Annotated in this window: 23 protein-coding genes and 3 tRNA genes; 5 read left to right on the top strand and 21 right to left on the bottom strand. The window is 72.9% G+C overall.

Going from position 1 to position 25,705, the window contains the following annotated elements; genetic code table 11:
• Positions 1–59: 59 nt before the first annotated feature.
• The 8 genes from NFS20_RS13220 to NFS20_RS13185 all read right to left on the bottom strand — a co-directional run bounded on the left by NFS20_RS13220 (position 60) and on the right by NFS20_RS13185 (position 6,088).
• Positions 60–701 carry a GyrI-like domain-containing protein gene (locus tag NFS20_RS13220; RefSeq protein ID WP_251152240.1) on the bottom strand — a complete coding sequence of 214 codons (642 nt, stop codon included), beginning with the start codon at positions 699–701 and terminating at the stop codon, positions 60–62.
• Positions 702–711: 10 nt separating this feature from the next.
• Positions 712–1,773, bottom strand: coding sequence for an alpha/beta fold hydrolase (locus tag NFS20_RS13215; RefSeq protein ID WP_251152239.1), 1,062 nt, complete (start codon positions 1,771–1,773; stop codon positions 712–714).
• Between the two features lie 120 nt (positions 1,774–1,893).
• Complete coding sequence (locus NFS20_RS13210; RefSeq protein WP_251152238.1) at positions 1,894–2,493, bottom strand: TetR/AcrR family transcriptional regulator; 600 nt, start codon at positions 2,491–2,493, stop codon at positions 1,894–1,896.
• A 149-nt stretch (positions 2,494–2,642) separates the two neighbouring features.
• Positions 2,643–3,044: an ectoine synthase gene (locus NFS20_RS13205; RefSeq protein WP_251152237.1), complete on the bottom strand. Its 402-nt coding sequence runs from the start codon at positions 3,042–3,044 to the stop codon at positions 2,643–2,645.
• Positions 3,045–3,127: 83 nt separating this feature from the next.
• Complete coding sequence (gene ectB / locus NFS20_RS13200; RefSeq protein WP_251152236.1) at positions 3,128–4,426, bottom strand: diaminobutyrate--2-oxoglutarate transaminase; 1,299 nt, start codon at positions 4,424–4,426, stop codon at positions 3,128–3,130.
• 98 nt (positions 4,427–4,524) lie between these two features.
• On the bottom strand, positions 4,525–5,136 hold the full coding sequence (gene ectA / locus NFS20_RS13195) for a diaminobutyrate acetyltransferase (protein ID WP_251152235.1): 612 nt from the start codon (positions 5,134–5,136) through the stop codon (positions 4,525–4,527).
• A gap of 174 nt (positions 5,137–5,310) precedes the next feature.
• Positions 5,311–5,919 carry a GDSL-type esterase/lipase family protein gene (locus NFS20_RS13190; RefSeq protein ID WP_251152234.1) on the bottom strand — a complete coding sequence of 203 codons (609 nt, stop codon included), beginning with the start codon at positions 5,917–5,919 and terminating at the stop codon, positions 5,311–5,313.
• A gap of 96 nt (positions 5,920–6,015) precedes the next feature.
• Positions 6,016–6,088: transfer RNA gene (locus NFS20_RS13185), tRNA-Arg, on the bottom strand.
• A 269-nt stretch (positions 6,089–6,357) separates the two neighbouring features.
• Here NFS20_RS13185 and NFS20_RS13180 point away from each other — a divergent pair.
• Together NFS20_RS13180 and NFS20_RS13175 are read left to right on the top strand one after the other, a co-directional pair.
• Positions 6,358–7,158 carry an ABC transporter ATP-binding protein gene (locus NFS20_RS13180; protein WP_251152233.1) on the top strand — a complete coding sequence of 267 codons (801 nt, stop codon included), beginning with the start codon at positions 6,358–6,360 and terminating at the stop codon, positions 7,156–7,158.
• Entirely contained in the window at positions 7,155–8,525 is a 1,371-nt protein-coding gene (locus NFS20_RS13175; RefSeq protein ID WP_251152232.1) for a hypothetical protein, read from the top strand. Before NFS20_RS13180 ends, NFS20_RS13175 begins: the two co-directional genes overlap by 4 nt.
• 257 nt (positions 8,526–8,782) lie before the next feature.
• Here NFS20_RS13175 and NFS20_RS13170 read toward each other — a convergent pair.
• From NFS20_RS13170 to NFS20_RS13135, 8 genes are all read right to left on the bottom strand, one after another.
• Positions 8,783–8,874 (bottom strand) — tRNA-Ser (locus NFS20_RS13170).
• Positions 8,875–9,033: 159 nt separating this feature from the next.
• Positions 9,034–10,317, bottom strand: coding sequence for a threonine/serine exporter family protein (locus tag NFS20_RS13165; protein WP_251152231.1), 1,284 nt, complete (start codon positions 10,315–10,317; stop codon positions 9,034–9,036).
• 100 nt (positions 10,318–10,417) lie between these two features.
• Positions 10,418–11,107, bottom strand: coding sequence for a VldE C-terminal domain-containing protein (locus NFS20_RS22280; protein WP_353050456.1), 690 nt, complete (start codon positions 11,105–11,107; stop codon positions 10,418–10,420).
• A 10-nt stretch (positions 11,108–11,117) separates the two neighbouring features.
• A tRNA-Ser gene (locus tag NFS20_RS13155) sits at positions 11,118–11,202 on the bottom strand.
• A gap of 114 nt (positions 11,203–11,316) precedes the next feature.
• Complete coding sequence (locus NFS20_RS13150) at positions 11,317–11,916, bottom strand: GTP-binding protein (RefSeq protein ID WP_251152294.1); 600 nt, start codon at positions 11,914–11,916, stop codon at positions 11,317–11,319.
• Between the two features lie 415 nt (positions 11,917–12,331).
• Positions 12,332–12,745 (bottom strand): DUF742 domain-containing protein, encoded by a 414-nt coding sequence (locus NFS20_RS13145; protein WP_251152230.1) that lies wholly within the window; start codon positions 12,743–12,745, stop codon positions 12,332–12,334.
• Between the two features lie 10 nt (positions 12,746–12,755).
• Entirely contained in the window at positions 12,756–13,205 is a 450-nt protein-coding gene (locus tag NFS20_RS13140) for a roadblock/LC7 domain-containing protein (protein WP_251152229.1), read from the bottom strand.
• 36 nt (positions 13,206–13,241) lie between these two features.
• Complete coding sequence (locus NFS20_RS13135) at positions 13,242–17,090, bottom strand: ATP-binding protein (RefSeq protein ID WP_251152228.1); 3,849 nt, start codon at positions 17,088–17,090, stop codon at positions 13,242–13,244.
• A gap of 218 nt (positions 17,091–17,308) precedes the next feature.
• Here NFS20_RS13135 and NFS20_RS13130 point away from each other — a divergent pair, with 218 nt between their 5' ends.
• Together NFS20_RS13130 and NFS20_RS13125 are read left to right on the top strand one after the other, a co-directional pair.
• On the top strand, positions 17,309–18,286 hold the full coding sequence (locus tag NFS20_RS13130) for an NAD(P)H-quinone oxidoreductase (protein ID WP_251152227.1): 978 nt from the start codon (positions 17,309–17,311) through the stop codon (positions 18,284–18,286).
• Positions 18,287–18,398: 112 nt separating this feature from the next.
• Positions 18,399–19,010 (top strand): bacterial proteasome activator family protein, encoded by a 612-nt coding sequence (locus NFS20_RS13125; RefSeq protein WP_251152226.1) that lies wholly within the window; start codon positions 18,399–18,401, stop codon positions 19,008–19,010.
• Here NFS20_RS13125 and NFS20_RS13120 read toward each other — a convergent pair.
• The 5 genes from NFS20_RS13120 to NFS20_RS13100 form a co-directional block, all read right to left on the bottom strand.
• Positions 19,007–19,876 carry an EamA family transporter gene (locus tag NFS20_RS13120; protein ID WP_502800817.1) on the bottom strand — a complete coding sequence of 290 codons (870 nt, stop codon included), beginning with the start codon at positions 19,874–19,876 and terminating at the stop codon, positions 19,007–19,009. The genes NFS20_RS13125 and NFS20_RS13120 overlap by 4 nt on opposite strands.
• 71 nt (positions 19,877–19,947) lie before the next feature.
• Positions 19,948–20,904: a carbohydrate ABC transporter permease gene (locus NFS20_RS13115; protein ID WP_251152225.1), complete on the bottom strand. Its 957-nt coding sequence runs from the start codon at positions 20,902–20,904 to the stop codon at positions 19,948–19,950.
• Positions 20,901–21,890, bottom strand: coding sequence for a carbohydrate ABC transporter permease (locus tag NFS20_RS13110; protein WP_251152224.1), 990 nt, complete (start codon positions 21,888–21,890; stop codon positions 20,901–20,903). Before NFS20_RS13110 ends, NFS20_RS13115 begins: the two co-directional genes overlap by 4 nt.
• A 128-nt stretch (positions 21,891–22,018) precedes the next feature.
• Positions 22,019–23,416: an ABC transporter substrate-binding protein gene (locus NFS20_RS13105; RefSeq protein WP_251152223.1), complete on the bottom strand. Its 1,398-nt coding sequence runs from the start codon at positions 23,414–23,416 to the stop codon at positions 22,019–22,021.
• Between the two features lie 254 nt (positions 23,417–23,670).
• Entirely contained in the window at positions 23,671–24,696 is a 1,026-nt protein-coding gene (locus NFS20_RS13100; RefSeq protein ID WP_251152222.1) for a LacI family DNA-binding transcriptional regulator, read from the bottom strand.
• A 173-nt stretch (positions 24,697–24,869) separates the two neighbouring features.
• Between NFS20_RS13100 and map the strand changes: the two genes are divergently transcribed.
• Positions 24,870–25,661, top strand: a complete 792-nt coding sequence (gene map, locus NFS20_RS13095; RefSeq protein WP_251152221.1) for a type I methionyl aminopeptidase — start codon at positions 24,870–24,872, stop codon at positions 25,659–25,661.
• The last annotated feature ends 44 nt before the right edge of the window (positions 25,662–25,705 follow it).

The raw sequence follows: 25,705 nt of genomic DNA, 5'->3' as shown, positions 1-25,705 counted from the left end.
TTCCGCGCGGAACCGGTGGACTACCCCGTGCTCGGCCGTCGGCAGCCCCGTGCTCGGCGCTACGCCGTGGGTCGCACCGGCTGCCGCAGGACCGTCCGCAGCTTCGCCGGGTCCGTGCGGCGCAGGTCGCTGAGGTAGATCTCGTGGTGCGGCCCGGCGAACGTCAGCCCGTGCTCGGGCAGGTACACGTCGTGCAGCTCCGCGAGCACCGGCGTCTCGGCGTCGTACGACCCGACGTGCAGCGTCTGCACCGATCGGCCCTCGGTGATCGGGCGCCGCTCGACGAGGTCGAGGGCCGGCAGGTCCTTCGTCGCCCGGACCGTCGACGTCACGTCGGCCACGAGGTCCGCGTCGACCCAGTCGGGTTGCAGGACGAGCATCGTCCACCGCCAGGCGTCCTTGTCCCGACGCACGAACGCGCGGGGGTCCTCGGCCGTCCACAACCCCTCCAGCGGCCCGACGACGTAGTCCCTGCCGAGCTCCCGCTTGCTCGCGAACTTCACGGCGTACGACAGCCCGAACAGCGTCTCGACAGCCTCGCGGTACGACGCCGCGGTGTTGGGGTCGCCCTCGCCGTCGACCGCGAGGTACGTCAGCGACGGGACGTCGACCTCGACGAACCGTCCGCGCGGCGGGGCGTACAGCTCGCGGTGCAGCCTCTTGAGGTCGACCTTGGGCGGGGCGTCGTCGCTGGCGGCCATGGGAGGGACGTTACGCGTCGCCGACCCCGGCCGCCCGCACGCCGACCGGCGCCAGGTAGTCGACGACCGTGCGCACCACCGTGGGGTCGCGCAGCAGCCGGTGGTGCCCGAGGCCGTCCGTGGCGAGGAGCTCACCCTCGGGCCACGCCGCCGCGAGCGCGGCCCCGACCTCGAACGGCACCTCCTTGTCGGCGCGGTCGTGCACGACGAGCGCCGGTGGCAGCGGGTGGCTGCGGACGGTGTCGAGCACGTCCAGGTCCGAGAGCGGACGGCCCGCCACGTCGAGGATCAGCGCACGGAGCAGCGCACGCGTCGGTGCCGCGAGGCGCAGGGCGTCGGCGAACCGCTCCAGCTCGCCGAGCGGGTCGGTGATCGCGGCGACGAGCACGAGGCGACCGACCTCCAGCCCGTCCCGGACGGCGAGCGTCGTCGTCGCCGTGCCGAGCGAGTGCGCGACGACGGCCGTCGGCTCGCCGTGGACGCGCACCACCGCGGCGAGCGACTCCGCCATCTCGGGCACCGTGCTCCGGCGCGGCCCGAAGCGCCCGGGGCCGGAGTCACCGTGGCTGAGGGCGTCGAACGCCACGACGCGGTACCCCGCCGCCCGCAGCGGCTCGACGAACGCGCCGAGCTGGCCGCGCCACCCGCCCCAGCCGTGGACGAGGTAGACGGCGCCGAGGTCTGCGACGGTCCCGCCCGGCGTCGACCCGGACGACGGCGCGACCGCGGTCGGCGCCCCCGTCACCAGCACCTCCGCCGGCACCGGGCCGGACGGCGGGGACCACGTCTCGACGACGAGGTGCGACCCTCCGTCGGTCGTCACCGAGCCGAGCGTGCCGGGCGCGGGCCGGTCGTCGCGGCGGCGGCCGGCCCCGTCGGGCGGCGTGGCCCACAGGTCCAGGGCGTGCTGCGCGGCCCGGCGCGGAGCGATGCGCTGGAGGAGCCCGAGGCGCGCACGGACGACGGCGAGCTGCAGCGCTGCTCGCCGACGGCGGGCAGCACGACGGCGCGCGACGCGACGATCCGACTCAGCACGAACGATCGTGCTTTTCTGAGCGCCTGACTCCGTCATGGCGACTTCCTCTCGGGGGGTGGGGCGTTCGGGGTGGGACGGCGAGGGTGGGTGTCGGGCGGGTGCTCGGCGGCGAGCCCGGGTCGGGCGGGTCTGGGTCGGGCGGCCTGGGCGGCGCGGTCAGCCGACCGGGGTCTGGACGCGCGCGGCGTCGAGCAGGGCCTCGAACGCGCGCCGGGCGCGGTCCTCGGCGGCGGCGTCGCCCATGAACACGTGCGCGTGGTGGAGCGCGAGCATGATCCCGTAGAGGTCCGACGCGACCTGCTGCGCGTCGACGTCGTCGCGGAACCCGTCGTCGACGCACGTGCGGTACACCTGGGCGATCGCGTCGTAGAGGTCCTGATGGTCGCGGACGAGCTGGTCGCGGACCGGGCCGGACTGCGCCGAGAGCTCCGTCGCCGCCTTGACGAACAGGCACCCGCCGGGCTGCTGGACCAGGTCGCACCACACCCAGCGCTCGAACAGGGTCCGCAGGCGCTGCTCGCCGCGCGGCGTGCGGAGCGCGGGCAGGACGACCGACTCGACGAACTCGGCGCGCGCCTGCTCCAGCACGGCCAGCTGCAGCGACTCCTTCGACCGGAAGTGCGCGTACAGCCCGCTCTTGGACATGCCCGTGCTCCGGGCCAGCTCGCCGATGGTCAGCCCGGACAGCCCGACGCGGTAGGCGGCCTCCACGCCGTGGTGCAGGATCGCCTGCCGCGTCTCGTCGCCCTTGGTCACGCTCGCGACGTTAGCACGACCGTGCTGAAACGGCGAGGGTCTCGCGCCCCCGACTCCGGACGGCCCCGAACCTGCGTGCGCCGAACCCCGGGTTGTGAGGCGATCCGGCGTCGGATCGCCTCACAACCCGGGGTTCGGCGTCGAGCCGGTCAGACCGACGCGGGCTCCTCGGTGACGAGCGGGTACACGCCGTTCTCGTCGTGCACCTCGCGACCCGTCACCGGGGGGTTGAACACGCACACGGTGCGCATCTGCGTGCGGGGTCGCACGACGTGCTTGTCATGGTCGTCCAGCAGGTACAGCGAGCCCGGCGCGAGCTCGTGCGTCTCGCCCGTCGCGAGATCGGTGATGCTTCCTTCGCCCTCGACGACGAAGACCGCCTCGATGTGGTTCGCGTACCAGAACTCGTTCTCCGTGCCCGCGTAGAGCGTCGTCTCGTGGACGGAGAACCCGACGCCCTCCTTCGCGAGGACGATGCGCTTGCTGCGCCAGTTCTCGCTCCGCACGTCGGCGTCGGTGTCGGTGATCTCGTCGATGGTGCGCACGATCATGGGTACCTCCAGTGCTGGTTCGGCAGGTCGGTCGACGGGCGTCCCGCTCCCGAGCACGACGACGGGCCCGGGTGCGGGACGGTTCAGGGGAGGACGACGGCGATCGCCTCGTCCAGGATCGCGAGCCCTCGGCGCAGCTCGTCCTCGGTGATCGTGAGGGGCGGCAGCAGCTTGACGACCTCGCCGTCGGGGCCCGACGTCTCCATGAGCAGGCCCCGCGCGAAGGCCTCCTCGCAGACCCGGCCCGCGACCTCGCCGTCAGCCATCTGGAGGCCGCGCGCGAGACCACGGCCCTTCGAGATCAGCCCGGCGTCGGGGTGCTGCGCGACCGCCGCGTTGAAGTGCGACTCCACGAGCGCGCCCTTCGCGAGCGTGGCGCGCTCGAGCGCGTCGTCCGACCAGTAGGTGCGGATCGCCTCGGCCGCCGTCGCGAACGCGGGCGCGAAGCCGCGGAACGTGCCGTTGTGCTCGCCGGGCTCCCAGATGTCGAGCTCGGGACGCACGAGCGTGAGCGCCATGGGCAGCCCGTAGCCCGAGATCGACTTCGAGAGGCAGATGATGTCGGGGACGATCCCGGCCTCCTCGAAGCTGAAGAACCCGCCCGTGCGGCCGCAACCCATCTGGATGTCGTCGACGATGAGCAGGATCCCGTGGCGCGTGCACAGGTCCGCGAGCCCGCGCAGCCACTCGGCGCGTGCGGCGTTGATGCCGCCCTCGCCCTGCACGGTCTCGACGATCACGGCGGCCGGCTCGTTGAGACCGCTGCCCCCGTCGCCCAGCAGGCGCTCGAGGTACACGAAGTCGTCGACGTCGCCGTTGAAGTAGTCGTCGTAGGGCATCGGCGTCGCGTGGACGAGCGGGATGCCCGCGCCGCCGCGCTTCATCGAGTTCCCTGTCACCGACAGCGCGCCCAGCGTCATGCCGTGGAACGCGTTCGTGAAGTTGATGACCGACTCGCGTCCTGTCACCTTCCGCGCGAGCTTGAGCGCCGCCTCGACCGCGTTGGCGCCGCCCGGACCGGGGAACACGACCTTGTGGTCGAGCCCGCGGGGCCGCAGGATCGTCGACTCGAAGGTCTCCAGGAAGTCACGACGGGCGGTGGTCAGCATGTCGAGGCTGTGCACCATGCGGTCGTCCGCGAGGTAGTCGATCAGCACCTTCTTCAGGCGCGGCTCGTTGTGGCCGTAGTTGAGCGAGCCCGCCCCGGCGAAGAAGTCGAGGTACTCGGTGCCGTCCTCGGCGAACACCGCAGCGCCACGTGCCCGGTCGAAGACGACGGGCCAGGCGCGCGAGTAGCTGCGGACACCGGACTCCAGCGAGGTGAAGCCGAGCGGGTCGTCGGCGGTGTACGCGGCGGCGGTAGGGGCGGTCGAGGTTGTCACGAAGGAGCTCTCCTTGTGCTGGTGCGCACGGGTGCGTGGCATGTCGGAGGCTGCGTCGTCACCCGCGCGCCGGACCGGCGCAGCCCGATGTCGTGCGGTCAGCGAGCGTGGACGCCGTCGATGACGAGCATCGGCTCGTCGACGTGGGCGTCGGGGAAGTGGTCCGCGGTGAAGAGCGGGGTCGTGCCGATCGTCGCGCCGCGACGCGCGGCCCAGCGGACGAAGAGCGTCCGCGACGCGACGTTGTCCTCGGCGACGGTGGTCTTCACGGTCGTCAGGTCGGGCGCGTCGTCGACGAGCGCGTCGAGCAGCCGCCCCGCGATCCCGTTGCCCCGCGCCTCCTCGTCCACCGCGACCTGCCAGACGAAGAGGTGCGCGACGTCGTCGGGGAGCCGATAGCCGGAGACGAACCCGACGACCCGCTCTCCCGTCGGGCTCGCACCGTCCGGGACGACCGCCACACGGCAGGTCTCCGCGAAGTGCTCGGCCAGCACCAGGTACGCGTAGGACGAGTTGAGGTCGAGCTCCCCGGAGTCGCGGGCCACGCGCCACATGGCGGCGCCGTCGGCCGTGGCGGGCCGGCGGACGCGCAGGCCTGCCGGCGGACCGTCGTGGTCGGCGAGCGCTGCAGGGCTCGCGCTCCGGGCGGTGCCCGGGGTCCTGCTCGGGGTCGGAGGTGCTGTGGGCGCGGCGTTCGGCGTCGTGTCCATACCGTCGACGACCCTAGGCGCATCCGCGCCGGACCGACACCCGGAGATGGTGATCCCGTGACGAACAGCGAGCCGGAGACAGGCCGGGATCCGCAACGGACCGCGGTTCGTGCCTGTCAGGTATCGATTCGATCACGGACACACCGCGTGTCTCTCCTGGTGAGACCTCGGTGCTCAGCCGACCCAGTCGAGGACCCGGGCGACCACCAGGTCGGCGAGGATCTCGTAGCCGTTCGCGCCCGGGTGGTAGCCGTCCCCCGCCACGACGGCGTGCCGCCACGCCTCGTCGCGCGACGTCGCGTCGAACACGGGGACGTACGGGATGCCGAGCCTCTCCGTCTCGACCGCCAGCGCGTCGTCGAGCCGCCCGATCCGCACGTCGTGCTCGACGTCCGCGACGGCGACCGGTCCGACCACCAGGAGCGGGACGTCCAGCTCGTCGCGGACCACGACGCGCACCCGGTCGAGCGCGGCGAGCGTCTCGTCGACGGAGAGCCGGGGCGCACCGCCGTCGAGGACCGTGTCGTTCACGCCGAACGAGACGACGACCCGCGGTTCGGTCGCCTCCCGGAGTCGCGGCGCGACCTCACCCGCGACCCGTGCCGCGACGTCCGCCGACGTGTCGCGCCGGACGCCGAGGTTGTACGACGTCAGCGGCAGCCCGCGCATCGCGGACACGGCGGCGACGCGCCCGACCCAGCCGAGCGCGGTCTCGTCACCGACTCCCGCGACGTAGGAGTCGCCGACGAAGCAGACCCGCACGTCGCGGTCCGATCCCAGCACGGCGGCAGTCTAGGGGCGCGGAGACGGCCGTGCCCGGACCTCCGGAGCCGAGAACGACGAAGCCCCGGAACCGTCACAGTTCCGGGGCTTCAGCTGTGCGCCCGAAGGGATTCGAACCCCCAACCTTCTGATCCGTAGTCAGATGCTCTATCCGTTGAGCTACGGGCGCTGGTCGTGCTCTGCTCTCGCAGGGCCGGCGATCGCTCACCGGCCGTCCAGAAGACTACCGTGTCCCGGCGGCGATCCCAAACCGATACGGCCCCGGGAGGCCGGAGGTGACGGACGCCACGACCGCCCTCCCGCTCGCTCCCGACCGCGCGGCGGTCCCGTGTCCGCCTGGCGCAGCACACCCGGTCCTCCCACGGTGGGACACGCCTGGCGACACGTCCCTCCCGCAGCCCGACGCCGCGTCGGCGGTCGACGCCCGAGGATCGGACCATGACGTCCACGCACCCCGCCCCCTCCCCCGGTGGCTCGCCGCTCGTCGCGAGCGCCCTCACGAAGGTCTACGGCACCGCCGAGGCGACGACGCACGCTCTCGCCGGCGTGAGCCTCACCGTCCACCCGGGCGAGTCGCTCGCGATCATGGGCCCGTCCGGCTCCGGCAAGACCACGCTGCTGCACTGCCTCGCCGGGATCCTCACGCCGACGTCCGGCTCGGTCGCCTGGCGCGGGGAGGACGTCGCGACGCTCTCCGACGCGCGCCGCACCGTGCTGCGGCGCAACGACTTCGGCTTCGTCTTCCAGTCGGGGCAGCTCCTGCCGGAGCTTCCCGCGGTGGAGAACGCGGCGCTGCCGCTCATGCTCGCGGGCACGTCGCGCGCCGAGGCGACGGCGGTCGCGGCCCGGTGGCTCGCCCACCTCGGGCTCGCGGGGATGGAGCAGCGGCGACCGGGAGAGCTCTCGGGCGGCCAGGCGCAGCGCGTCGCCATCGCACGGGCGCTCGTCGGCTCGCCCGGCGTGGTCTTCGCGGACGAGCCCACGGGCGCGCTCGACCAGTCCACCGGTTCCGAGGTCCTCGACGTCCTCACGCACGCGACCCGTGCGTCGGGCGCCGCCCTCGTGATCGTCACGCACGACGCCGGCGTGGCCCGGCACTGCTCCCGCACGGTGACGATGCGCGACGGACGCATCTCGGGCGAGTTCTACGCCCCCGGGACGAAGGCGGCGCCGGCGAGCGCCGCCGTCCAGCACGCGGTCCCCGCACCCCCGGCGACGAGCTCGGAGGGTGCACGATGAGGACAGTCGACCTCTGGTGGCTCCTGCGCCGCCGCAGCGCCGACGACCGCGACCCGCAGCGGCTGACCACCGTCCTCGCCGTCATCGCGTTCGCGACGACGACCGCGGTGCTGCTCGTCGTGGTCGGTGGGTTCGGCGCGTTCCTCGCCCGTGGTGGAGGTCTCGAGGGGATGCGCACGGGCATCGCCGACGGGAGCGACTACGACACCCAGTACCCCGTCCTCGCGGGGATCGCCGTGCTCCTGCTGCTCATCCCGCTCGTCACCCTGGGTGGAGCGGCTGCGCGCCTCGCCGTCGCGCGGCGGGACGCGCGCCTCTCCGCGCTGCGCCTCGCCGGCGCCACGACCGGCCAGGTCACCACCCTCACCGTGCTCGACGCCGCGGCGCAGGCCGTGGCCGGTGCGCTCGCCGGGATCGTCGGCTACGCGGCGCTCCTGCCGCTCGTCGCGCAGCTGCGCTTCCAGGGCCGCACCTTCGGGATCGGCGAGCTGTGGGTCGGGGTTCCCGCGCTGCTCGGCTCGGTGGCGCTCGTGGTGGTCGTCGCGCTCGTCTCGTCGCTGGCGAGCCTGCGCCGCGTCGCGATCACGCCGCTCGGCGTCGCGGCCCGCGTCACTCCCCCCGGCCTCAAGGCCGTGCGCCTGCTGTCGACAGGGGTCGCGTTCGTCGCCCTGATCGTCGTCACCAACATGTCGTTCGGGTCGGCCGCCGTCGTCATCACCGTGCTGACCGTGATCCTGCTCGTCGGGTTCGCGACGCTCAACCTCGTCGGGCCCTTCGTCATCTGGCTCGTCGGGAGGATCACGGCAGGCCGCGCGCGCCGTGTGCCGACGCTGCTCGCGGGACGTCGCATCGTCGACAGCCCCAAGACGGCGTGGCGATCGGTGGGCGGAGTCGCGCTCGCGACCTTCATCGCCGGACTGACGAGCATCTTCGCGCTCTTCGACCCGGGCGCAGGAGCCGACTCCGCCGAGGTCCAGTTCCTCACCGACCTCAAGACGGGCGGCTTCCTGACGCTCGCGATCTCCGGGGTGCTCGCCGCCGTCTCGACGGGCGTCATGCAGGCCGGTCGTGTCATCGACCAGCGCGGCGAGTACCGGACGCTCGTGCTCGCCGGCACGGACCTGCGCACGCTCGACCAGGCACGGTTCCGCGAGACCCTCGTCCCGCTCGCGGTGAGCGTCGGCGTCGCGACCGTCGGGGCACTGATGTTCATGGTCCCCGTGATCGGGCTCAACGCGTTCGCGAACGTGGGCGTCGTCGTCCAGTTCCTGCTCTGCGTCGCGGCCGCGTCGGGCCTCGTCCTGGCGGGAGCGGGTGCCTCCCGGTTCGTCGTGCGGTCCGCGCTCGCGACGTCGGGCACGGCGTAGCCGACAGGCTCCCCCGGACCGGGTCCGCTCGAGGTTCCGGTGGGCGGACGTCCTCTGCCGAACCCCGGCTTGTGCGGCGTTCAACGCCTTGGGTGACCCACAACCCGGGGTTCGGCGAGGGCGGGTGACACACAACCCGGGGTTCGGCGAGGGCGGGTCACGCACATGCCGGGGTTCGGCGTCGTGGCGCGCGGGACGCGGTCGACCGTGCGCGGGCAACAGAAAAGGCTCCGGGCGCTGGGCTGCCGGAGCCTTCCTGGCGGAGACGGAGGGATTTGAACCCTCGAACGGGTTGCCCCGTTACCACCTTAGCAGGGTGGCGCACTAGACCTGACTATGCGACGTCTCCTCGCGGGTCCTGCTCGTGCCGACGCATCGACGACGGAGCTGCACCCGCGTCGCCCAGGGTACCGGGGCCTCGGCGCACGACCAAACCGCGCCCCGCCGACGGCGCCGTGCCCGCTGAGCCGCCCGGGACCTGCGGGCCGCGCGGGCCTGCGACGGCCGCCTACCGCTCGAACGTCCACCGCCGGTCGGTGAGCATGCGCGCGACGGCCAGCCCGATCGCCAGCGCCACGATGACGAGCCCGGCCTCCACCGCATAGGCGAGCGCCTGCGTCGTCGCACCGGTGTTGAACTCGTAGACCGCGCGGTACGCCGTGACGCCCGGGACCATGATCACCACGGCCGGCACCGAGACGGTGATGCGCGGCACGCGCAGCGCGGGCGCGAGCGTCGCGGCGAGGAGACCGACCAGGAGCGCCGCCCCTGCCGCCGCGGCCTGCGACACCACGCCGCCGTCGACCAGGAAGAGCCGGCCGACGTTGGCGACGGTCCCGATCGCCGCCGCACCGACCGCCATCGCCCACGGGCTGTTGAACATCAGCGCGAAGCCGAGCACGCCGAGGAAGCTCGCGAGCGTGCGCAGGGCGACGAGCGCCGGCTCGTCGAGGCCCGGCGGCGGGACGGGGTCGGGAGCGAGCCCCGCGATCGCGGACACCCCCCACACGGCGAGGGCTGCGGACGCGAGGATCATCAACGCGTACGTCAGCCGGGCGACCCCTGCGGAGAAGTCGAGCTTCGCGAGGTCCAGGGCCCCGGTGACGAGCGCGAACCCCGGCACGAGGAACAGCACCGCGGAGACATAGCCCGCCTCGTGGCTCCCGCTGACGCCGGCGAGGTCGGACAGACCGAGCACGAGGACGAGGTACGCGATGCTCGCCACCGCCGCGGCGAGCATCGTCACGCCGAACTGGTTGATCCCCCGGTGCAGCATCGCCCGGCGCACGAGCTGGCCGAGCGCCGCCGCGACGAGCACGGCACCGCACTCGACCGCTCCCCCGTTGTTGAGGAACGCGAACGCCGCGCACGCCATGCCCGCCCACGTCGCGTTGAGCAAGGCCCCGTAGAGCGGCGGCTTGCGCGCGATGCGGTCGAGCTCGGCGTCCACCGCGTCCAGGTCCGCCTCCCGTGGCAGCGCGGACGAGAAGCGCTCGAGCTCGCTGAGCCTGTCGGCGTCGATCCCGACGGAGCGCACCTCCGTGAGCTCCGTGCGGAAGATCGGACCGCGGTACGACGTCGCCGTGATCTCCGTGAGCGTCACGTGCGCCGCGACCCGGTCGAGGCCGAGCGCCCGCCCGGCGCGCCACATGTGCGACTTCACGCGGTAGCTGCCCGTTCCCGCCGACAGCGCGAGCCTGCCGATGCGCAGCACGGTCCCCGACCGTCGGATGAGCTCGACCGGCTCGAGCGATGCCTCGTCGGAGGAGGGACCGGGGGGCTGGCGCGTCACTCAGCCATGATGGCGCACGCGGCCGCGCGTGTCCCGTGCCGGGAGGTCGCGCCACCTCCAGCGGCTCCCGTGGGCGCGCCCGAGCGGACGACGTCCGGGCTCAGCCGCGCACGGTGACGTGGAGGTGGTCGAAGTGACCGCCCGTGACGGCTGCGGGGTCGTGCATGCCTCCGCCGTCGTACGGCCGCCACTCGGCCCCCCACCACCGCGACGACCAGATGCCACCCTGCCAGATGACGTAGTCCACCCCGAGCACCTCGGCGTGGGTCTGCAACCAGGCCGTCATGGCCCACCCCTGCTCCAGGGCGTCGCCGGTCGCCGCCTCGCCGAGAGCGTTGCCGTACGTCACGTCGCACGCCCGGCCGAGGGGGTGCTCGGAACGGGTCCCGGGTCGCGGCGACCAGCACGACCAGGAGGAGCCGGGGAACTCGGCCAGCGCGAGGTCCATCACCTGAGCCGTGCGCGCGGTGATCTGCCCGTCCGACGTCGGGTCGTCGAGCATCCGGCCCAGGTCGTCCACCGCCACCGTGTCGGGCCGCTCCGCGGCGAGACCGGCCTGGACTCCCGCCACGCACTCGTCGTGGTCGCTCACCTCGCCGGGCCCGGGGACGACGTCAGCGGGGTGCAGGTCGGAGCACAGCTCGACGCTCGGGACGGACGACGGCGCCGCGCACCCCCCGAGCACCACCGCCGCGACGCACAGCGTGAGGACGGCACGACGCGCCGCCGGTGCGGCGTGCGCGCGGGGCGAGGGCACCGAGAGGCTGGATCCGGACGTGGTGGTGTTCATGGTCCTCGAGCGGAGGGCGAGGGATTCGAACCCCCGGTGCGTTGCCGCACAACGGTTTTCAAGACCGTCACATTAGGCCGCTCTGTCAGCCCTCCTCGGGCCTCGCGGGCCCGGCGTGCCATTCTGGCACGTCAGCCCCGTGCACGACGACGGCGGGTCGCCCTGTGGAGGGTGACCCGCCGTGGTCGGTGGTGATGCCGGGCGGAGCGTCAGGCCGCGCCGCGGAGCTGGCGCATCGCGAGCTGGACCAGCGCGATGAGCGTCTGCTTGGTGGCGGCCCGCGACCGGGCGTCCGTGTAGAGCATCGGCACGTGTGCCGGGATCTGCAGCGCCTCGCGCACGTCCTCGAGCTTGTGCTTGGCCACGCCGTCGAAGCAGTTCACACCCACGACGAACGGGATGTTGCGCGACTCGAAGTAGTCGATCGCCGGGAAGCACTGCTCGAGACGGTCGGTGTCGACGAGCACGACCGCACCGATCGCGCCGCGCACCAGGTCGTCCCACATGAAGAGGAAGCGGTCCTGGCCCGGCGTGCCGAACAGGTAGAGCCACAGGTTGCCGGGGAGCGACACACGGCCGAAGTCCATGGCAACCGTGGTCGTCGTCTTGCGGTCGGTGACGCCGCCCGCGTCGTCGACGCCCACCGAGTGCTCCGTCATGGCCGCCTCGGTGTTGAGAGGCTCCACGTCGGAGATCGAGCCGATGAACGTCGTCTTGCCGACGGCGAAACCTCCCGCGACGACGATCTTCACGACCGTCGGCGCCGTGCGAGGCGCCGACGGCGCCGCACCCGCCTGGGCGGAGGCCATCGGCTGCGGTGCGGTGCGCGGCTGCTGCGGCGCCGGTGCCTGGGCGACGGGCACCTGGGCTGCCGGCACGTGCGCGGCCGGCGCCTGGGCCGCGGGCTGGTGCGACGAGGTCGGTGCGACCGGCGCCACCGTCGGGCTGGGCGCGGGCTGCGCGGCAGGCGCGGACGCCTGCGCAGGAGCCTGACCCGGCACGCCCTGCTGCGCGGTCGCCGCGCCCTGGACGGGAGCCACCGACGCGGGAGCCACGGGCGAGCTCTGCGCGTGAGCGTTCTGCGCGGGGGTTGCAGGCGCCGTCGTCGGCGACCCTCCCCCGGCGACGGGCGTCCACGACGGTCCGCTCGCCGCCCTCGCGCCACCGGGGACGGCGGAGATCACACCGGACGGCTGGCCGCCCTGAGGCGCGACGCCCGAGCCCTCAGAGGGTGGAAATGCCATTGAGAACACTCTCCAAGACGCTCAGGGACAGGCCCGAGTGGTTGCTTCCGTGACCCGTGTGCACGTTGAGCGGGGTCGACGTGTGCACGGTGATGTAGTTGTCCTCCTGCAGGTCCGCGACGAGCACCTTCGTCACGCCGAGGGGGAGCCGCAGCAGGGCTGAGAGCTCGGCGATCGAGACGTACGTGTGCGCGGCGTGCTGGAGGATCGAGCGCTTCTCCGGCGGCAGCCCGTAGCTGTTCACGGCGCCCGGCATGACCTCGACGAGCGCCTCGAGAGGCAGGTCCGACGTCGCCGAGCGCACACGACCGCCCGTCACGGCGTACGGACGCACCGTCGACGCCTCGTAGCCGTCGGAGTGGGCTCCGGCACGGCCGAAAGGTACGTTCGTCATCGATCAGACCTCATCCCACGGGGGCTCGGGTGGCACCGTCAACGGGGAGGCTACCCCGCATCTCGGAGATCAGCTGCGGGGTCAGCGTAGCCTCCGTGCGCGAGACCAGGAGCGCCATCTCGTAGCCGATGAGCCCGATGTCGCACGTGGCCTCCGCGACGACCCCGAGAACGGACCCGTTCGACACGTTCATGAGGAACAGGAAGCCGTTGTCCATCTCGACGATGGCCTGCCGGACGTTGCCGCCGTTGAGCTGACGCGCGGCCCCGCGCGTCAGGCTCGACATGCCCGAGACGATGGCCGCGAGCTGGTCACCGCTCGTCCGGTCGAGCTGGTCCGACATCGCCATGAGCAGGCCGTCGGCCGACACCACGAGCGTGTGCCGGCTCCCCGGGACCGTTCGCACGAAGTTGTCGAGCAGCCACCCGAAATTCGTGGCCTCGGTGCTGAGCGCGTTCACACTTCCTCCTCGTCAGTTGCCGCAGCGGGCACGTGATCACCGCGCCTGCGGCGCTGAATCAGGGACATAATCCATGGTCTCCGGGGTCCACGTCGAGCCCGGCTCGTCCTGGCCCTCGACGCGGCCTCGTGCCGTGGCGGACTGGAAGGCCGACAGGCGGGCGCGCAGCTGCTCCGGGTCACGGTCGATGCGGGCCGTGAAGCGGTCCACGTAGCCCTCGCGGTTCTCGCCGCGCGAACGGCGGGTGAGGCCGGCCGGCGGGGCCGACTCCACCGTGAGGGGCTGGTACGTGCCGTCGTTCGGGTCCGCCAACGTCGCTTCCTGGAAGTCGGTGCTGCCCCGCAGCAGGGTGGACATCTCCTCGTACAGGACGGCCGAGGCCATCCAGTCGGAGCGCGCCTCGACCGAGTCGCTCACGTAGCCCGGCTCGAGCGGCTCGATCGCCTCGGGAACCTGGCGACGGACGAGCGGCGTCGGCGCACCGAACCCCGTGCCCGGCGCGGTCGCGACCGCGGGCCGGACCGGGTCGACCGGGACGTACGCGTCCGTGCCGGCCGCCCCGACAGGGGCGACGGTCTCCACAGCCTGACGCGTCGCGGGCTCCGGCTGCGCGAAGACCGAGGCGCGGGCCACGGCGGGCGCAGGCTGGGACCCCGTCACAGGAGCCGGTGCCGGCGCCGCGAACGGCGACGGTGCGGCGTCCGCCCCCGGCGCGGACGACGGCGCCTGAGCCGCGAACGCCGAGGCACGGACCGGTGCCGGGACGTCGTCGACCAGCTCGGCGGGCGTGAGCGTCAGCGGTGCCGACGGAGCGGGCTCGGCCGGGACGGGCCCCGCAGGACGTGAGGCGAGGGCCGCCGCGGACGGACCGTCCGGGGCCACCGTCGCCCGCGGTGTGGCGGTCGTGCGCGGGCGCCGGCCGAAGAGGCCACGCTTGCGCACCTGGCTCTCCCGCAGCGAACGTCGCGTCGGCAGGTCCGCCATGAGCTCCTCGAAGCGCGGCAGCGCCTCGAAGGACAGCTCTGCCGGCACCTCCTGGTCGGCCTCGCCGTGCACGACGGGCACGTCGCTCACCGGGTCCGGGACACGCGCCGGCTCGGGGGCCGGCACCCGCTGCGCGAGCGGGGCACGAGCCACCGTCGCGTCGTCGACGGGTTCGCTCCAGCGCTCGGGTTCTACGGGGACCGCGGGCACGACGCGCGTCGCGTCGGACGTGTCCGTGACCGCTGCCGTCGCCCGACCCGAGAGCGTCTCGTCGGACCAGGCCTGCTGGGGGGCCCACGGCTGCTCGGCCGGCGCCTGCGGCGCCCATGCCTCCTGCTGGACCACAGGCTCCTGCTGGACCACGGGCTCCTGCGGCGCCCACGGCGACTCGGCGACCGGCTCGCTCACGACGGTGTCCGCGGCGAGCGGGATGTCCGTCGCGGTGACCTCGGGTGCCGCCGGGAGGTCGACCGGGTTCTCCGTCGCAGCGCGCTCCCCGACCGGACGGAAGCTCGAGAACAGCGCGCTGCGGGTGCTCACGTCGAGGACGGGGATCTCCTGCGAGACCGGCTCGACCGTCGGTGCCGCCTGGCGCGCGCGGCTCGGGAGGGCGTTGCCCGCGGGAGCGACCTCGGCAGGCGGGGTCCAGGCGTCCTCGCCCGCGGGCAGCTCGTCGGGCAGCGCGGGGGTCGCGAGCGGCGGCAGGACGATCGCCCCGGTCTGCGGACCGGACGCGAACGACGCGCTCGGCGCCGACGCCGCGGGGTCGACGGTGCGCGACCGACGACGCGGCATCCCGGTCTGGGTCGTGCCGTCGGTGAGGGCGGCGAGGTCGACGGGGACCGCGACGGGTGCCGCCTCGGGCTCGACGGCCGGGGTCGCGGACGTCACGGTCGGGGCGGCGGGAAGCTGCTGGGCCTGCTGCGGCGCGGGCGCCTCCACGGCCGGCACCACACCGGTGGCGGCGAGCTGCTGGGCGGCGGCCTGCGTGCGCGTCTCCAGCGGGTCCGTCGGCTGCGGGAGCGGCACGTTGGAGTCGGGCACGAACAGCACGCCCGGGAACGACACGGTGACCTCGGTCCCGTTGCCGTCGGACCCGGTGGCGAAGCGGACGCGCGCGCCCAGGCGGTCCGCGAGGCGGCCGACCACGAAGAGGCCGAGGCGCTGCGCGCCGACGACGTCGGACGCCGCGTGCGTCGCGACCTTGCGGTTCGCCTCGGCGACCTCCTCCGCGGTCATGCCGAGACCGTGGTCGCGCACCGTGATGTAGACGGAGTGCTCGTCGCGACCCGTCGTCACCTCGACCGGCGTGTGCGGCTCCGAGAACATCGTCGCGTTCTCGAGGAGCTCGGCGAGCAGGTGTGCGGCGTTGAGCGCGTTGTGCCCGAGCATGAGCGGGTCGACGACGAGGTTGAGGCGGACGCGGTCGTACAGCTCGATCTCGGACGACGCCGTACGGATGACGTCGGACGCCGGCATGGGCTGACGCACGCGACGGCCGGAGTCGATGCCCGCGAGGACGAGGAGGGACTCCGCGTTGCGGCGCATCCGGGTCGCGAGGTGGTCGAGCCGGAACAGGTTCGACAGCGTCCCCGGGTCCTCCTCGGAGCGCTCGAGGTCGTCGAGGAACGCGAGCTGGCGGTTGAGGAGCACCTGGTCGCGACGGGCGACGTTGACGAACATCTCGGCGATGGAGCCACGCAGCGCGGCCTGCTCGCGCGCGACCTTGACGGTCGTCGAGTTCACGTCGTTGAACGCGGTCGCGAGCTGCCCGACCTCGTCCGTGGACTCCACGGTGATCGGCGTCAGGTCGATGCCCGGGCCCTGGCCGGGGACCGCGACCTGCTCGACGAGCTTCGGGAGCTGGTCACGGACGTCCTCGGCGGCGTCGGTCAGGCGGCGCAGCGGGTTGACGATCGCGCGGGCGATGAGGCCCGCGACGAGGATCGAGGCGACGACTGCGGCCAGCGTCGCGGCGATGGTCAGGATCGCGCGCGTGGTGGCGGCGGTCGCGAGCGCGGAGGCCTCGGTGATCGTCTCGGACCGCACCGCGTCACGCACGGGCGTGGTGTTCGCACGGTCCTCCGTGGACAACGTCTGCCACTCGCTCGCGGCGGTCGCGGTGACCGACGCCGGGCGGGAGCCCGCGACGTTGGCGCGGAGCTGGTTGTACACCGCGCCGGGCACGGGGAGCGCCTGGTCGAAGTCCGGCAGGAGGCGGATGGACCGACGAGCCTCCTGGCTGAGCGTGTCACCCGTGGTCAGGAGGACCGCGGCCCGCTGGTTCGCGGTCTCGTTCTCCTGGCCGACCTGCGCCGCGGCGATCACGTTGCCCGCGACGGGGAGCTCGACGGCCTGCTGGGCGAGCAGGCGGTCCAGCACCACGTAGGCGTCGAGGTACTGCGCGAGACCACGCTGGGTGGAGGTGTCCGCGAGGCTCGCCGGCACGTCGAGCGCGTTGTTGATCAGTCCCGTGTACAGGGCCGTGCGCTGCTGCTCACCGAGGCTCGACCGGTCGATCCCGCGGCGGATCGACTCGAGCTCCTGCCGGTCGGCGATCGTCTGCTCGACCGCGTCCTGCACGCGGGTGTCCAGCGCCGAGAGGTTCAAGGCTTCGTAGGCCCGGTCACGGGTGTCGAGCGCGCGGTCGGTCTTCTCGCGCTGTGCGAGCATCTGCTCCTCGGCGCCTTCCGCCCGGTAGGACTCGAGGATCGAGAGCGAGCGCTCGGCCGCGATCTCCGTCCCGGCGACGTCCTGCTTCTCGAGGGCGTCGACGAGCGCGCTCGTCTGGCTCGCCGTGCGTGCCGACGCGATCGCCTGACCGGAGATCACGGCCGCGGCGATGAACAGCACGAGGACCGGCACCGCGAGAGCCGCAAGGATCTTCCCGCGGACGCTCAACCTGCGGAGCATTCGAACCTGCCTCCATCACCCTGGTCAACCCGGATCGGCGCCCCCGACGCGTCCGTTGCGTCCCGTCTCCCCGGTCGTGCGTACTAACTATCGGTGCACTTCCCCCGGACGCCTAATCCGGACGCAAGCGCTCCCACACCTGCTGTCGGCCCCCTCGCCCCGCGGCGGACCGGCGCCCCCGGCGGCCCACGCGTAGTCTCGACGTCGTGCGAGGCGTCACGATATCCGGCCCCGGCGGCCCTGCGAAACTAACGGTTTCCGAGCTCCCTGACCAGACCCCTGGGCCTGGGGAGCTCGTCCTGCACGTCGCTTCCGCTGGCGTGAACCGCGCTGACCTGCTACAACGCGCTGGATCCTACCCTCCGCCGCCCGGCGCACCGGACTGGCCGGGGCTCGAGGTCTCGGGCACCGTCGCCCTCCTCGGCGACGAGGTCAGCGGGTGGTCCGTCGGCGACCGGGCCGTCGCGCTGCTCGACGGCGGAGGCTACGCCGAGCAGGTCCGCGTCCGCGCGACGCAGGTCCTGCCGGTCCCGGCAGGGGTGGACCTCGTCGACGCCGCGGCGCTGCCCGAGGCGGCGTGCACCGTCTGGAGCAACCTCGTGGACGTCGGCCGGCTCGCCGCGGGCGAGTGGCTCCTCGTGCACGGTGGGTCGGGCGGCGTCGGGACGATCGCGGTGCAGGTCGGGGCCGCGCTCGGGGCACAGGTCGCCGTCACCGCCGGCGGGCGTGAGCGCGCGGACCGGTGCCTGACGCTCGGGGCGAGCCTCGCCGTCGACCACCGCGAGGAGGACTTCGTCGCGGCGGTGCGCGAGGCGTCCGGTGGACGCGGCGCGGACGTCGTGCTCGACGTCGTGGGAGCCGCCTACCTCGACCGCAACCTCGAGGCCCTGGCGACCAACGGTCGGCTCGTCGTCATCGGCATGCAGAAGGGAGCCCGTGCCGAGCTCGACCTGGGCCGGCTCCTCGCCCGCCGCGCCACGGTCGCGGGCACGACGCTGCGCTCGCGTCCCGCGCACGAGAAGGCGCGCATCGTCCACGACGTCCTCACGCACGTCTGGCCGATGGTCGAGGACGGGCGGGTCCGACCGGTCGTCCACGCGCGCGTCCCCCTCGCCGAGGCGGCCCGGGCGCACGAGCTCCTCGAGTCCGGCGACGTGTTCGGCAAGGTCCTGCTCGTCCCGTAGCCCCTGCTCGCCCCGGTCCCGGATCTCGGGCGCCGGCCCCGGGACGGCTCCTGCGGGCGGGCCGCACCGCGTGGCCTGTGCGCGCGTGGGCGGGGCACGCAAGACTGTCCCCATGGCTGACGAGACGCGCGAACCCCGCCCCGACGAGCCCGTCCAGACCCCGGAGACCGACGACGGACCCGACCGCGTCACGGTCGTCACGCCGGACGGCGTCGGGGTGAGCGTCGTCGAGAGCGACGACTCGACGGACGCCGACCGCAACCCGGCGACCGTGATCGAGGAGCCGGCGAAGGTCATGCGCATCGGCGGCATGATCAAGAAGCTGCTCGACGAGGTGCGCGACGCACCGCTCGACGAGGCCGCGCGCTCGCGCCTCGCGGAGATCCACGAGCGGTCGCTGACCGAGCTCGAGGAAGGCCTGTCGCCCGACCTCGTCGAGGAGCTGCACCGCATCACGCTGCCGTTCTCGGACGACTCCGTCCCCACGGACGCCGAGCTGCGCGTCGCCCAGGCCCAGCTCGTCGGGTGGCTCGAAGGGCTCTTCCACGGCATCCAGACGGCGCTCGTCGCCCAGCAGATGGCGGCGCAGTCGCAGCTCTCCCAGATGCGACGCGCCCTGCCGCCAGGGGCGATGCCCATGGGCCCGGGCGGTCCCGGCGTGCCGGGGCAGCAGGGTGGCCACGATCCGCACGACGGTCGCCCGTCGCCTGGCCAGTACCTCTAGGGCGTCCGGCGCGCCGTCATCGCGATCGCGCCGGAGACGAGCAGCAGGCCGACGAGCTCCGGCGCCGTGGGGATCTGCCGCAGGACGACGGCTCCGATCACGGCGGCGGTCGCCGGCAGCAGTGCGAGGAGCACCGAGAACGTCGCGGCGCTGACACGCCGGAGGATGACCTGCTCGAGCGCGTACGGCACCACCGACGAGAACAGCGCGATGCCGACCACGGCGAGCGCGTACCGCCAGTCGGCCAGCACGGGGAGGGCCGAGGACGCGAGGAACGGCGCGAACACGAGCGCGCCGAGCGTCATGGCGACCGACAGCGACGTCACGCCCGACCCGGCGACCGCCACCCGCCGGCCCAGGACGATGTACGCGGCCCAGCACGCGGCCGCGACGCCGATCGCCGCGAGCCCGACGACGACGTCCTCGCGCGGCAGCCCCGACTCGACGGTGACGCCCGCGAGGAGCACGACACCGAGCGCCGCGACCCCGATGGCGCCGCGCTCGCGCCAGCCCCGCCCCGTGACCGCCGCGACGGCGACGGGGCCGCAGAACTCGATCGCGACCGCCGTCCCGAGCGGCAGGTGGTCGATCGCGACGTAGAACGCAAGGTTCATCGTCGCGAGGGCGACGCCGAAGACCGCGACCCACGCGACGTCGTGCCGGGTCCACCGGCTGCGCCACGGTCGCCGCCAGACGAGCAGGAGCGCGGCGGACGCCGCGATGCGCAACCACCCGACCTCGACGGCCCCCGCGACCGCGAACAGCCCGACGGCGATCGCCGCACCGAGGTACTGCGTCAGCCCCGAGACGACGAAGAGGGCGGGCACGGGCACCCGCCCGAGCGCGGCGGCAGGACGGACGGGCACCCGTCGACTCTAGGCGCCCACCCGCCCGCACCGGTCCGGCGCGGGCGGGTGCCGCGCGCCGGACCGGACGGTCAGCCCTTGACCGACCCCGCGAGGAGGCCGCGGACGAAGTACCGCTGGAGCGCGATGAAGACGACCAGCGGCACGATGATCGAGATGAACGCGCCGGCCGTGAGGATGTGCCAGTCCCCGCCGCGCGAGCCCGCCATCTCGGCGATGCGGACCGTCAGCGGGTAGGACTCGGTGTTCGCGAACGTGAGGCCGACGAGAAGGTCGTTCCAGACCCACAGGAACTGGAAGATCGCGAACGACGCGATGGCCGGGACGAGGAGCGGCAGGAGCACCTGGAAGAAGATCTTCACGTGCCCCGCACCGTCGACCCGGGCGGCCTCGACGAGGGAGCGCGGGATGTCCTTCATGAAGTTGTGCAGCAGGAAGATCGCGAGCGGGAGCGCGAAGATCGAGTGGGAGAGCCACACGGTCCAGAAGGTGCCGTTCAGCCCGACGTTCACGTAGTCGCGCAGCAGGGGGACGAGCGCCACCTGGAGCGGGACGACCTGCAGGGCGAAGATCGCGACGAAGAGGATCTCGCGCCCCCGGAAGTCGATCCACGCGAACGCGTAGGCGGCGAGCAGCGCGATGGTGATCGGGATGAACACGGCCGGCAGGGTGATGACGAACGAGTTGACGAAGTACGTCGACAGCGAGGACCCGCTGCCGTAGAGGGCCTGGTCGTAGTTGTCGAGCGTGAACTCGGCGTTCCCCGTGAAGACGGTCCACCACCCGCTGCGGCGGATGTCCAGCTCGGGGCGGAACGACGTCACGAGGAGGCCGATCGACGGGACCGTCCACAGGATGGCGATGAGGATCGCGATGAACGACGCCCAGGGCGAGCTGAGCTTGCCCTTCGCCGCGATGGCACGCTTCTCGAGCCGGCTGATCTTGCGCGGTGCCCGCGGGCCCTCGAGCTCGGCCTCGGTGGTGAGGTCCGTCGTGGAGGCGACCGGGGGGATCGGGGTGCTGGTCATCGGATCTCCTCGGCGAGACGCATCTGACGGACGTTGTACACGATGATCGGGACGACGAGGATGAAGAGGATCACCGCGAGCGCCGAGCTCAGGCCCTGGTTGTTCTGGCGGAACGCCTGCGTGTAGAACTCGTTCGCGACGACCTGCGTGCCGAACTGGCCGCCGGTCATCGTGCGGACGATGTCGAAGATCTTGAGCGTCGCCATCGCGATCGTCGTGAGGACCACGACGAGGGCCGGCCGGACGCTCGGGATCGTGATGTAGCGGAACATCCCCCAGCCCTTGAGGCCGTCGAGGCGGGCCGCCTCGACGATGTCGTCAGGGATGGCCTTGATGGCCGCCGAGAGCACCGTCATGGCGAAACCGGTCTGGATCCAGATCATGACGACGATGAGGAAGAAGGTGTTCCACGGCTGACCGATGAGGAACTGCTGCGGCTGACCGCCGAGCCAGACGATGACCTGGTTGAGCAGACCGATCTGCTGGACACCGGGCTGGTCCGGGCGGAACTCGTAGACGAAGCCCCAGATGATCGACGCGCCGACCATGGAGATCGCCATGGGGAGGAACACGAGAGCCTTCGCGAACTTCTCGAACCGCGTCCTGTCGACGAGCACGGCGTAGACGACGCCGATGAGCGTCGAGAGGAGCGGCACGACGACGACCCAGATCGCGGTGTTCCGCAGGACGAGCTGGAACTGGTCCGTCGTGAACGCGGTGACGTAGTTGTCGAGGCCGACGAACTCGTTGCCCCGGCGGTCGAACAGCGAGTTCCACACCGTGATGATGGCGGGCCTCACCAGACCCCAGGCCAGGCCGATCACGGCCGGCCCGACGAACGCGAGGACGACGACCCAGCGGGGTACCCGCTTGGGCCGGTCCACCGCCAGCAGGATCGCGCCCATGACGACGACGAACAGCACGATCGCCAGGAACATCAGGCCGAACTTCTCCACGGGAGAGCTCGGGTCGGTCAACCAGTCCATGGTGGCCTCCGGTCTGCTCGCCCACGGCTCTGAGGGTCGAGCACGGTCAACGGGTGGAGCCGGTGCGGGGGGTCCGCCGGTCTCGGCGGACCCCCCGTCCGGTCATGCTCTCGGCGCGCGCGGCGTCGTCAGGACGAGGCCGGCCAGGACGCCTCGATCGTGTCGACGACCTCCTGCGTGTCGGACCCGGTGAACCAGTTGACCATCCCGGTCCAGAACGTCCCGGCGCCCACCTCGCCCGGCATGAGGTCCGACCCGTCGAAGCGGATGACCGCGTCGGGGTCAGCGAGGATCTCCGCGGACAGCTTGTCGAAGTCCGTGGCGAGGTTCTCCGGGTCGAGGCCGTTGTTCGCGCTGACCCAGCCACCCATGGGGGTCGTGGTCGCCTTGGTGTTCGCCCAGTCCGCCGAGGACAGGTAGGTCTGGAAGGCCTGGACCTCGGGGCGGTCGTCGAAGGCCGCGACGAACTCGCCGCCGCCGAGGACCGGCTTGATGTCGGTCTGGTCGGTCGGCAGGTAGAAGGCGTAGACGTCGCCGTCCTCGGCGACCTCCGTGCCCTCGGGCCACTGCGTCTGGTAGAAGTTCGCGGCGCGGTGCAGCCAGCAGGTGCCGTCGAGGATCGGGTAGCCCGCGTCGGTCCACGTCGTGGTCGCGATGGAGTCCACGCCGCCCAGGCCCGCGTTGACCATCGCCGGGTCCTTGAGGATCTCGCCCGCGGTGTCGAACGCCTCGACGATCTGCGGGTCGTTGAACGGGATCTCGTGGGTGACCCACTGGTCGTAGACCTCGGGCCCCGCCGTGCGCAGCACGACGTCCTCGATCCAGTCCGTGGCGGGCCAGCCGGTGGCGTCACCGGACTCGACGCCCGCGCACCACGGCATGGCGCCGTCCTCGACGATCTGGTCGCTGAGGTCCATCATCTCGGTCCACGTGGTGGGGACCTCGTAGCCGGCGTCCTCGAACATCGAGGGCGAGTACCAGACGTAGGACTTGACGTTCGAGCCGAGCGGCGCGGAGTAGAACGTGCCGTCGACGGTCCCGTACTCCTTCCACGACTCGCTGAAGAACTCGTCGACGTTCGCGACGGTTCCCTCCGGAGCAGCGACGATCTCCCCGGGGAAGTCGTTGACGATCGTGTTGAGCAGGCCCGGCTGCGGCAGGTACGCGATGTCCGGAGCGTTGCCGGCCTGGATGCGGACGAGGAGCTGCGCCTCGAACTCGCGCGATCCCTCGTACTTCACCGTGACGCCCGTGCACTCCTCGAACGGGTCGTAGGACGCCTCCTGCGTCTCCTGCTCGGGCTCCACGATCGAGGTGTATACCGACACCTCGGTGCCCTCCAGGTCGCCGAACTCCTCGTAGGGCGCGCAGTCGATCTCGGCCGCCTCGGCTTCGCCCTCGCCGCCGCCGTCTCCCCCGTCGCCGCCACCGCCGCACGCGGCGAGGACGAGCGCGAGGCTCGCCCCGCCCGCCGCCACGGCCATCGCGCGCCGGCGCCCGGCGCGGGACATCGTGCTCCTGGTCATGTCAAGCCTCCACCTCGTCGTGAGTGCTGACGCAGCACGCGCCGACCGGTCCGGTCTGGCGCGTCGCGACGTCGCGAGCGCGGGTGCGCTCTCGCCCGAGATCCATGCAAGCGTTTACATCGGCGTTCTGCAAGCACAGGGCGGCGGCCTTTGGGTAACGATTCCGTCACGGGAGCGGCGGAGGCGTCGACGGCACAGCCCTGCGGTGGCCACGCTCCCACACCCCGCGGGGAGGTGCGCGCCGGAGCGCGCCGTCAGGACGCGTGGGGCGGAGGACCGGACCGCGGCTGCGCTGTCGAGCCCCGCCGGACGAGCTCCGTCGGGTAGGTGAGGCTCGCGGGCACCGGCGCGCCGTTGATCATCTCGAGCAGGAGCGTCGCCGCGTCGGCGCCCTGCTGGTAGGCGTCCTGGGCGATCGTCGTCAGCCCCGCCACCTCCCCCAGGTCGTGGCCGTCGACCCCGATGACCGAGAGGTCCTCGGGCACCCGCAGGCCCAGGTCGCGCGCTGCGAGCAGCGCGCCCATCGCCATCTCGTCCGAGGCGGCGAAGATGCCCGTGACGTCCGGTCGACGACGCAGCAGGTCCGCCGTCGACACGCGACCGCCCTGCACGTCGAAGTCGCCGTTCACCTCGAGGTCCGGGTCGTGCACGACCCCCGCCTCCCGGAGCGCCCGCGCGTAGCCCTGCGACCGCTCGGACGGAGGCGACCACGACGACACCAGGTCGGGGGTCCCCGTCACGTGCCCGACGACGCGGTGACCCAGGTCGAGCAGGTGCCGGGTCGCGGCGTGGCCCGTGGCGACGTCGTCGAGCCGCACCGTCACCTGGTCCACCGGACCGGACCCGACGAAGGCGAGCGGGCGGTCGAGGCCCACGAGCGCGAGCACCTCGTCGTCGTCGAGCGGCAGGCCCACGACGAGCGTGCCGTCCACCCGGTGCCGCAGGACGCTCGGGTCGACGCGGCGCCGCTCCTCGTCCCGGCGCACGACGAAGGTGTGCAGCAGCACGTCGTAGCCGACGTCGCGCAGCGCGCGCTCGGCCCCCTCGATGACGTTCGCGAAGAACCAGCGGCTCACCCACGGCGTGAGCAGGCCGATCGTCCGCGTGCGCCCGGTCGCGAGCGACGACGCCGACGGCGTGGGGACGTAGCCGAGCCGCGCCGCCTCCGCGTGGACCCGCCGACGGGTCGACTCCGACACGTTCGGCAGGCCGCGCAGGGCGCGCGAGACCGTCGCCGTGGACACCCCGGCGGCCCTCGCGACGTCGTCGATGCCAGCCACGAGGGGTGATTCTCCCCCGTGCGGGCACGGCACGCGACATCCGCGCGCACGGACAGCCGGGCTCCGGCCCCCGCGGCGGCCGGCCCACCCCCCGGGACCGCGCAGGGCACCGTCCCGATATCGTGGACCGCGGTCGTGCACCCACGACCGCACCCTGCCCCGGAAGGACACCGATGATCGAGCTGAGGACGCCGCGCGAGATCGAGCAGATGCGACCCGCCGGACGGTTCGTCGCCGACGTCCTCACCACCGTCCGCGCCGCGGCGAAGGTCGGGACGAACCTGCTCGAGCTCGACGAGGTCGCGCACCGCATGATCCGCGAGCGCGGCGCCGAGTCGTGCTACATCGACTACCACCCGTCGTTCGGCGCGAGCCCGTTCGGGAAGGTGCTGTGCACCTCCGTCAACGACGCCGTGCTGCACGGGCTCCCCCACGACTACGCGCTGCGCGACGGCGACCTGCTGAGCATCGACTTCGCCGCCTCGGTCGACGGCTGGGTGTCGGACTCGGCTGTCTCGTTCGTCGTCGGGACGCCGCGCGCCGGGGCGCTCGGCGAGGCGGACGCGAAGCTCGTCCAGACGACGGAGCGCGCGCTCGAGGCCGGGATCGCGGCCGCGCAGGTGGGCAAGAAGGTCGGTGACATCTCCGCGGCGATCGCGGACGTCGCGCACGCGGCCGGGTACTCGGTGAACACCGACTTCGGCGGGCACGGCGTCGGGCGCACGATGCACGGCGAGCCGCACATCCCGAACGACGGGCGCCGCAAGCGCGGGTTCCCGCTCAAGCCGGGCCTGGTCGTCGCGATCGAGCCGTGGTTCCTCGAGACGACCGACGAGATCTACACCGACCCCGACGGCTGGACCCTGCGCTCGGCCGACGGCTCGCGCGGCGCGCACAGCGAGCACACCGTCGCGATCACCCCGGACGGCCCGATCATCCTGACCGCGCGCGAGCCGCGCGACTGACGCGAAGCAGTACCGCAGGCGACTGAAGCAGTACCGCAGCTCGG

The organism is Cellulosimicrobium sp. Marseille-Q4280 (assembly GCF_943181405.1).
GTDB lineage: Bacteria > Actinomycetota > Actinomycetes > Actinomycetales > Cellulomonadaceae > Cellulosimicrobium.
The sequence above is the reverse complement of the archived record's forward strand: the minus strand, read 5'-3'. Positions and strand labels throughout refer to the sequence as shown.